The 9,232-nt window shown below is 43.9% G+C and carries 11 protein-coding genes; 6 read left to right on the plus strand and 5 right to left on the minus strand.

Annotated elements, in window-relative coordinates:
- Positions 1–13: 13 nt before the first annotated feature.
- The 4 genes from wrbA (at position 14) to VC188_RS03835 (ending at position 2,717) form a co-directional block, all read left to right on the plus strand.
- Complete coding sequence (wrbA, locus tag VC188_RS03820) at positions 14–622, plus strand: NAD(P)H:quinone oxidoreductase (protein WP_215322216.1); 609 nt, start codon at positions 14–16, stop codon at positions 620–622.
- 17 nt (positions 623–639) lie between these two features.
- Complete coding sequence (locus VC188_RS03825) at positions 640–1,023, plus strand: DUF2069 domain-containing protein (protein WP_216191744.1); 384 nt, start codon at positions 640–642, stop codon at positions 1,021–1,023.
- A 2-nt stretch (positions 1,024–1,025) separates the two neighbouring features.
- Complete coding sequence (locus VC188_RS03830; RefSeq protein WP_323483092.1) at positions 1,026–2,441, plus strand: FAD-binding oxidoreductase; 1,416 nt, start codon at positions 1,026–1,028, stop codon at positions 2,439–2,441.
- A gap of 90 nt (positions 2,442–2,531) precedes the next feature.
- Positions 2,532–2,717: a hypothetical protein gene (locus tag VC188_RS03835; RefSeq protein ID WP_323483093.1), complete on the plus strand. Its 186-nt coding sequence runs from the start codon at positions 2,532–2,534 to the stop codon at positions 2,715–2,717.
- Positions 2,718–2,785: 68 nt separating this feature from the next.
- Here VC188_RS03835 and VC188_RS03840 read toward each other — a convergent pair whose 3' ends face one another.
- The 5 genes from VC188_RS03840 to VC188_RS03860 form a co-directional block, all read right to left on the minus strand.
- Positions 2,786–3,679 (minus strand): alpha/beta hydrolase, encoded by an 894-nt coding sequence (locus tag VC188_RS03840; protein ID WP_323483104.1) that lies wholly within the window; start codon positions 3,677–3,679, stop codon positions 2,786–2,788.
- Between the two features lie 50 nt (positions 3,680–3,729).
- Positions 3,730–3,993, minus strand: coding sequence for an EF-hand domain-containing protein (locus VC188_RS03845; RefSeq protein ID WP_255538501.1), 264 nt, complete (start codon positions 3,991–3,993; stop codon positions 3,730–3,732).
- Between the two features lie 9 nt (positions 3,994–4,002).
- A complete protein-coding gene (locus VC188_RS03850) occupies positions 4,003–4,686 on the minus strand; it encodes a DUF3313 domain-containing protein (protein WP_323483094.1) in 684 nt (227 codons plus the stop codon).
- 72 nt (positions 4,687–4,758) lie between these two features.
- Positions 4,759–5,151 (minus strand): hypothetical protein, encoded by a 393-nt coding sequence (locus VC188_RS03855; RefSeq protein WP_216191642.1) that lies wholly within the window; start codon positions 5,149–5,151, stop codon positions 4,759–4,761.
- A gap of 358 nt (positions 5,152–5,509) precedes the next feature.
- Entirely contained in the window at positions 5,510–6,028 is a 519-nt protein-coding gene (locus VC188_RS03860) for a hypothetical protein (RefSeq protein ID WP_215294564.1), read from the minus strand.
- Positions 6,029–6,150: 122 nt separating this feature from the next.
- On the opposite strand from VC188_RS03860, the gene VC188_RS03865 reads away from it, so the two are divergent.
- Positions 6,151–6,993, plus strand: coding sequence for a hypothetical protein (locus tag VC188_RS03865; protein ID WP_323483095.1), 843 nt, complete (start codon positions 6,151–6,153; stop codon positions 6,991–6,993).
- A 19-nt stretch (positions 6,994–7,012) separates the two neighbouring features.
- Positions 7,013–8,650: an amidohydrolase gene (locus VC188_RS03870; protein WP_323483096.1), complete on the plus strand. Its 1,638-nt coding sequence runs from the start codon at positions 7,013–7,015 to the stop codon at positions 8,648–8,650.
- The last annotated feature ends 582 nt before the right edge of the window (positions 8,651–9,232 follow it).

Here is a 9,232-nt window from a genome sequence, read left to right on the forward strand (position 1 = left end):
ATAAGAGATCAATATGAGCCAACACGATATTTTAGTTTTGTACTACTCCCGTTATGGTGCAACCAAGGATCTGGCGCGCCTGATTGCCGAGGGTATCGAGAGCGTACCAGGGGCAAATGCCCGCTTGAGAACCGTGCCCCCCATTTCTGCGGTTTGTGAAGCTACTGAGGCAGCCGTTCCCCAGGATGGAGCGCCTTACGCTGAATATTCAGACCTAAAGGAGTGCATTGGTCTTGCTTTAGGGTCTCCGACTCGTTTTGGCAATATGGCAGCGCCGATGAAATACTTTTGGGACGGTAGTTCTTCAGAGTGGTTGAATGGCGCCTTAATTGGTAAGCCGGCCTGCGTCTTTACGAGTACCGGCAGCATGCATGGCGGTCAAGAAAGCACCCTCTTAACAATGATGATTCCACTGTTGCATCACGGCATGATGCTGATGGGCATTCCTTACAGCGAGCCTGACCTCATGTCTTCAAATACAGGCGGCAGTCCCTATGGAGTAACTCATCTCGCCCATGCCGATGGACGTGCGCCTATCAGCCCTGAAGAGCAGCGCCTAGCAAAGGCACAGGGTAAGCGTTTAGCTGAAGCTGCCTTAATGCTTTTTCAAAACAAAAGGTAATGCATTCAGCAGTCATCATGATAAAAAAGAGTCTCGACAAAAATCCATACCAACTTATAGCAACAGCTGCTTTTATTGATTTATTTATCTTGTGTGTCTGTTGGGAGTGGTTCGTCTCCCCTCTCCGACCTGGTGGATCCTGGTTAATCCTGAAAGGCATCCCTTTGCTATTCGCTATTCCTGGGATATGGAAAGGAAGGGTTTACACAATGCAGTGGGCCTCAATGTTGATATTGCTATATACAACCGAAGGCTTAGTTCGCATTCTCGAAACAGGTGCTAACTTTTGGCTTGCGCTCCTCGAAACTATTTTGTCGACCATTGGCTTTGTCTGTTTACTCATGTATCTAAAGCCCATCAAAAAAGAAGCTAAGGCTCTAAAAAAGGCGGCTGCGGAGTAAGAATGCAAAACTTCATCAATCAGTTATCCACAGTCCTTGAGACAAAATATATTCTGACTCAAGCTGGGGATAAAGCGCCCTACTTAACTGATTGGCGTAAACGCTTTACGGGAAAAGCGCTTGCAGTTCTTTTACCTGGTAATGCTACTGAAGTAGCAAATATCGTCAAGCTCTGCGCCGCAAGCCAGGTTGCTCTAGTCCCTCAAGGAGGAAATACCGGCTTTTGTGGCGGCGCTACACCCGATAACAGCGGTAAGCAAGTCATCCTCAATCTCAAGCGCATGAATCAGATTCGTGAAATCGATATTGCAAATCAAACGATCACACTCGAGGCGGGATGTATTTTGCAATCCGTGCAAGAAAAAGCTGCTGAGCAGGGATTTTTATTTCCCTTAAGTCTGGGTGCTGAGGGTAGTTGCATGATCGGCGGTAACTTAGCAACCAATGCCGGTGGAACTAATGTGTTGCGCTACGGTAATGCACGTGATTTATGTCTAGGTCTTGAAGTTGTTACTGCTAAAGGTGAGATTTGGAATGGCGCTAAAGGTTTGCGCAAGGACAATACGGGTTACGATTTGCGTGACTTGTTTATTGGATCTGAAGGTACTTTGGGAATCATTACTGCTGCAGTCATGAAGCTATACCCACTACCGATCTCTCAATGGACCACCCTTGTCGCATGTGAAACCATCGCCTCTTCAATTGCACTTTTAAATCTCTTTCAGAAACGGGCAACTTCACTTCTGACCGGATTTGAAATGATGACGCAGGAGTCATTGGATTTAAATGAGAAACACTTTCCACAGATGGTAAATCCCCTGCAAGGTAATCAACCATTTACCGTGCTTATTGAATTGTCAGATCATGAGAGCGAGGATCATGTCAGGCAACTTCTGGAAACCATTTTGGAGGAAGCATTTGAATCAGGACTCATCAGCGACGCCGTTGTTGCCAGCAACTTAAGTCAAGCCAATGCTTTTTGGCATATGCGGGAACATATTACGCTAGCGCAAGCCGAAGAAGGCGCAAACCTCAAACATGACATCACCATCCCCCTCTCATCGCTTGATCGCTTTATCAAAGAAACCGATGCCTTGATGAGGACAAAGTTTCCGGGTGTAAGAATCATCAATTTTGGCCATTTAGGGGATGGAAACCTGCACTACAACATTGCCCCACCCTTGGGCACAGACCCCAAGACCTTCAATGAAATCAATGAAAAGCCCATTCATGAGCTCGTATATGCCCAGGTCGAGCGCTGTAATGGCTCCATTTCTGCAGAACACGGGGTAGGACAGCTCAAATTGGAGGGCTTAAGGGCTCATAAGGGTGAAGTTGCCCACGAGCTCATGAAGACCCTCAAAAGAGCTTTAGACCCCCAAAATATCCTTAATCCCCATAAAGTTGTCTCCATTTAAGAAAAACAGCTGTTTTTTTGATAAATATTTTGTAATTCGTGTCATCTCGACCGCTTTTTCATGCGTTGTATAGGCATGGAGGTGACAAATATGTCAACAAGACTCAAACGTTGGGCCCGCGCAATTCAAGAGATCGACTTGTCCACAAGGACGCCTGAAGTAGCTATTGGCTACCTGGACACTAAATACCGAGATATTGCTTGGCGTTATATCCGGATCCTTGGCTTCGAACGTACTATTAGCTTCATGGCAAGCAATAACTTTCACCCTGAGTGATTGTTAAAAAACCCTAAATATTTGATTTATTTAGGGTTTTTTTGTTTTAAAGCTGACTTGTTGAGTTTTTAGCCAAAAAAGTTCCTTACCTCCGCCAGCAATACGTCAGGAATCTCTTCTGGTATGTAGTGACCGCTGGGAACAGCTTTTCCAGAAACATCCCTTGCCACAGCCCCCCAGTCCTCTAAGGGTTTAAAGCACTGGTTTACTAAGCCATGTTCACCCCACAACACCTTCAGTGGCATCTTCAACATCTTGCCTGCAGCACGATCGGAGCGATCGTGGATGAGGTCAGTCGTAGCAGCGGCTCGGTAATCTTCACACATAGCATGCATGCCTTCTGGATTGCAGGCCCCAGCCAAATATTCCGACCATCGATCTGGGGAAAATATTCCCGTACCCGCATGGCGACCCATATGATTTTTTAACCAAAACTCAGGATTAGCGCCGATTAAGGTTTCTGGAACTGGCTCTGGCTGTATCAGGAAGAACCAATGCCAATATCCCTTAGCAAATTCCATGGTGGTGTTCTCATACATGGTTAATGTTGGAGATACGTCTAGGACCATTAAGCGCAAAACACTTTCAGGAAAATCCATTGCCAGGCGATGAGAAACCCTTCCACCTCTGTCATGTCCAAGCAAGAAGAATTGATTAAAACCTAAACTTTTCATCAATGCATGTTGATCTGCGGCCATTGATCTTTTTGAATATGTTGAGTGATCAATTTTGCCGTGGGGCTTTGATGACGCACCATATCCCCTCAAGTCAGCAGCAACTACCGTAAAGTTTCTGGCTAACTCAGGAGCTACTTGGCTCCAGATGGCCTTCGTTTGGGGAAACCCATGGAGTAGCAACAATGGAGGACCGTTACCACCAATGAGATATGAGATATCAATTGAACCATCTTCAGAGTCAGTGGAAAATATTTTAGTTTCAAAACCTGGAAAAGATACAGACATCATTAACCCAATAAAAAAGAGCCTCACAGGAGGCTCTTATATTTTAAATATCAACGATTAGCCATAGCCTGAATTTCAGCCACAGTTACATAACCTCTGTTGCTTGAGTCGATGTAACTAAAGTGGTCATAGATACGAGGCATGCAACCATTAGCTTCTTCTCTAGTTAACTTGCCATCATGATTGACATCGCATTTAGCAAATCGCTCAGCAATTTCTTTATCGCGAGATGCATCATCAGCCAAGGCTAATAATGGGATTGCTACCAGAGATGACAAGGCAATGGCGATTATTTTTTTAATGAGGGATTTCATGATGAAGACTTATTGACCAGTTGGCACTGGGTTGGCGGATGTTTCCATTGCTGAGCGGACCACTTTCTTCGCCATTGCAACAAATGAATCTGCAGATCCGGCGTTAGTCCTAAAGGATTCCCCTTGAATGGTAATCAAGCCTTCTCCTAATAATTGTTTTGATTGACTATCAGTTATTTTGCTCTCAACCAACAGCGCTGGTGTTTTGGAATTTACGCCACCAGCATAAGCAGCTGCATTCATTGCCAAACCAATTGGGGTGAAATTCCAGGGTTGCAAACTATCGGCTGAACTTTCCGCGCCAGTGATGCCAACAGAGATGCGCGCAACACCAGGTCCTGGTTTATTAACTATCTTGATGGTGCCGCGAGAATTAACAGCCTCAACCATAGAGGCCTGTAGTGCGGCTTTTGCCTTATTAATATCATCCATGTTGACTGACTTGGTGGCATTTTGATTCAGGTAAATCGGGTCCAAGATTACTGCGGTGTATGAACCAGGGTTCACGCCTGAAATACGGTATCTCCAAATACGAGTATCTTTATCGCTGCTAGCCATTGGAACTAAAAGATTGTAATCAGGCAAGAAGCCCGATCTAGGCATGGATTCTGTTGCTAATTTAGGTGCATTGCTACATGCAGCCAAAGTCATTGCCGTAGCAAATGTTGCTAACAGCACTTTCATTTTATTCATGGCGATTCCGAGTGATGGGTTAAGTTACCTTGTAAGACTTTTATTAATAAAGATGATCATACCTTTATCAATTTAGTCCGGGGCTGGACAGGGCATGGTTCCGCCCGTCTTTTTATGAATCTGGGGCTTACATTCAACTTGAGATCGAGTCGTCTGGGTTGACCCTACTGGCACAGATGTTGAAATATTATTTAATGGTGCCTGCATTGAAGTTGCTGCCGTTGGAGATGAAGTGATTGGAGCACTTACTACCGGAGCCGACTTTGCTGGCGCTAAACCAACCTCTCTATAAAAAGACTTATCCGAGCCAGGGCAAGGCATTAAAGCACCTGTTTTAGAGTTAACAACTTCTTTACATTGAGGATTGGCCTCAAGGCGTGCCTCTAACTTAGCGGTAGAGCACGAACAAAGAATTAAGACCGAGCCAATTAGACATGTACTAATCTTGATCAAATGAATATTCATCGAAGCATTCTATGACAATGCAGCCTAAAGGTGACCATAAATGATTGGAGCTTTGAAAGCTATGGTGCGAACGGTGGATATCTGGCCTGCCCAGCACGATTCGAACGTGCGACCTACGCCTTAGAAGCTTAAAAAATGATGTAAATCAATAGCTTAGACAATGGTTTAAGCCTGGCAAGATCAGGTGTAGAGAACGCACCGAGAACCTTGGTGTTGGGTGGAGCTGACCATGTGGTGTGTGGCATCCGCAGATGTAGAGTCGGTCGAACCGACACTAAATGGTGTCGTGTTACACGACACTTGAATCTACTAAGGCCTCAATAAATATAGTTAAGGAGTTTGAATAATCTTTAAAGTATTAATCTTGAGGTCTTTTTTCCAACAAATACGATGACAAGTCATTGTTGCCTGCAAGATGTAAAAGAAAGCGATATGCGATGTAGGGCAATATGATCAGCCAATATAAACATAGGAGCGCCATAATATGGGCGATGTCCCCATCACCAAAATTGCGCATAGATTCAATAAATCCTTGATGCTTAAAAAAGCCCTCTGTTCCAGCAGCAGAATAACGCAGCAGAAGAGCAACGATGGATGCGAGAGTTGTACGAACTAAAACTGCTAAATAAATAGTGAATTTCACCTTAGGGTTGAATATCACTCCAACAGGAACAATCATTTCTACGGTGAGCATGATTTTTGACATCACCAAGGCCTGAATCACGGCAAACCCATAGGACTCAATTCCTTTTTCTGGCATATGAACTGCAGCTTGATTATAAAAAGTAATCGCACAAAACCAGAGTGATAGGTAGGTAGCTACTATTGGCAGCTCCTTTAACATCTCCTTCATGTGTCCTAAAAAACTAAATTTCATATCAGGTCCGTTCAAAACATGGAATTACATAGCTAAATCTACTGCAAATAATTTTCCAAATAATACCTTATTATTATAATAATTTTGATCCTTCGAGTCTGCGAAGCCCTACCTTAAACATCATGCAGATGCATCAATACAAAGCACTACTGACCATCCTGATGTTGTCTAACTTCAAGCTTGCGCTCGCTCAAGATGCAAATACATTTTTCGACACACTCACCCCAGGAAAAGAAAGACTCATTTCTAGTGAACGGCAATTACAAGCTCAAGATAATGTCGCCTCTGTACCAATCTATTTCAACTTTGACCAAAAAGTAGGTCTAGGACATCAAGGCTCAACTAAATATACCCAAATAGAGCCCTGGCTTCCTTATCGCATTAACTCTGACTACAGCTATGTAGTGCATCCCCAGATCACCTATCAATCCTTCAATAATTTCGATGGTTACTCCAGCTCGGGATTTAAACCAGTCATTATTGAAAGTTTTTTTACCGAATCCAATGAGACTAGACTAAAAAACTCATTTGGTTTTGGTCCAATGGTACAGATCGGCACCAATATGCCCGCCATGTATGGCAGCTCACAAAATGCTGTGGGATACAGCATGGGTGCCATTCATCGAAGCGAGGATTGGATGGTGGGTGCTTATGCATACCAATCGTTTGGCCTTGGAGCAATGCCTCTCAATGGTCCTAGTGCCAATAATGTTGGATTTCAACCTTTTATCACCTACATCACCAAAAGATATGGGAACATTACTCTTGATTGTGAATCGATCACGAATATTGATACCGGTGCTCACGCCTATCCAATCAATTTAATGGGCAGCAAATTGATTGAAGTGGGTGACCTCCCTCTGCTTTTTACAATCGGTGCTCGTTATTACACCGTCAATACCAACCAAGGTGGCGCGCAAGGTTGGGGTGGGCGCATCGGGCTTACATATGCTTTTTCACATTAATACCTTTTAAAGATACCTCATGACATCAAATCAAACCTTCTACTTCAACGGCAATATTTTGACCATGGCTGGCGATCAACCTGAGTATGTTGAAGCGGTATTGGTGACAGATGGAAAAATTGCTTTCACCGGCAGTAAACAAGAGGCAAATGCTTTGGCGAATCCAGATGTCAAAAGGCATGACCTACAAGGACATACCCTAACCCCAGGATTTATTGACACTTGGGGGCACTTTGGTTTGTTTGCCCAGCAAACATTAAGCTTGAATGTTGGTTACTTCGCCGACAATCCTCCACGCAGTAGAGCTGAGTTAATTGCACAACTGAAAAAAGACGGCAAGCTTCTTAATGGATGGTTGATCGCAGCCGAGTACATGGATGGCTTAATGAAAGACGGACCATTAACCATTGCTGATTTAGATGCTGCTTTTCCAGATACGCCGGTACTTGTTCAAAACATTTCCACACTAGCGGGCTTATTTAATACAGCGGGCCTAAAAAAACTAGGTATTACTGCAGATACTAAAGTTGAGTCTGGCACGATCGTAGTTGATCCCAATACCCACCAAATGACGGGCATCATTATTGGGCTACCCTATCTGAACGCAGTTGCTGCGGCTTATGGCCAATTTTCTCAGGATCTCACTTTTAAGACTTATCAAAGCGCAGAGAAAATTTATGCCTCTTATGGCACTACGACTGCCCAGCACTATCAAGCCAGTCCTGAAGACATTCAATTGATGCGTCTCGCATCTGATAGCGGTGTTATTTCAATTGATTTAATTGCCCTCCCAATGAGCGATACGGTAGACACCCTACTAAAAGGGAATCCCAACTATTCCTTTGGTGTCTACAGCAACGTTGATCGAGGCTTTAAGGTTGCAGGCATATTGATGTCAACAGATGGAGGGCCGCAGCTCAAGCTTGCTTACCTCTCTAAACCCTACAGCGATACCACTGGCTTTCCGGATGGCTGGCGGGGTATGGCTTACTACACTCAAGATCAGGTTGATCACTACACTAAGCTGGCCTACGAAAAAAATATCCCATTCTTTTGCTACAGCAATGGTGATGCAGGCATTGATATGGCCTTAGCCGCCATTAAAAAAGCAATTGCGGAAACTGGGATTACGGAAGATCGCCGCTCGACAATCTCCCATTCATTTTTTGCAAGGGAAGATCAGCTTGATGATTACAAAGCAAATCATATTATTGCCATTACTTTATCCAATCACATATGGTTATATGGAGATATCTATTTAGAGATCGTTGGTGAGGAACGCTCCGATCATTTTTGCCCCATGATGACAGCGCATAACAAAGGGATAGTAGTGGGAATCCATAATGACGTTCCCTCTTCTGGTCCGGACTGCTTATTTACTATTTGGAGTGCAGTCAATCGTAAAACAATGTCTGGAAAAACATTGGGTACTCAGGAAAAGATGGATCCTTACCTAGCATTGCAGGCGTTCACATGTAATGCTGCTTATGTATATCGCGAGGAGAATACGAAGGGTAAGATCCTGCCTGGCATGTTGGCAGATTTAGTGGAGTTGGATCAAAATCCTTTAACGATTGATCCAGATGCAATCAAAGACATCAAGGTAGTCAACACCATCAAAAATGGCAAAGTGATTTACTCCAGGAGTGTCGAGTAGACTTAAGAATGCATCGGATTCATCGGATTCATCGACGAGAGTATTCACTTGAGCTTATAGCAATCATCAAACCAATTAAACATAATCGACTGCCCTGAAACACTATTAATTAGGAAGTTTTGGCCTGCCCAGCACGATTCGAACGTGCGACCTACGCCTTAGAAGCTTTAAAAATGAGCTAAAACAATAGCAGAAACAATGACTTAAGCCTTGCTAGATCAGGTGTGGCATACGCACCGAGAGTCGTGGCGCGGAGTGGAACTGACTATGTAGTGTGTGGCATCCGCAGATGCGGAGTCGGTTAAACCGACGCTAAATGAAGTGACCTCAAGTTAAATAAAGACAAACCATTTTTGCTATACCTCTCTTCCCCATGAGCATCGAAATTTAATTAGCAATTAATTCGTCAAAACCACCGTATTTTGGCGTGATTTATGACAATCAATATGGTCATGGGGTAATCCCCCCACCCCTTAACCTGACTTAAAAGTAGAATTTCTAAGTTGTTTGATTTAAAGGAAATTCTATGAAAACCTCCCGTTTTACCGATAGCCAAATCATGGGCATCCTCAAGCAAGCCGA

Origin of the sequence: Polynucleobacter sp. MG-28-Ekke-A2, from assembly GCF_035012985.1 — a bacterium.
Classification (GTDB): Bacteria; Pseudomonadota; Gammaproteobacteria; order Burkholderiales; family Burkholderiaceae; genus Polynucleobacter.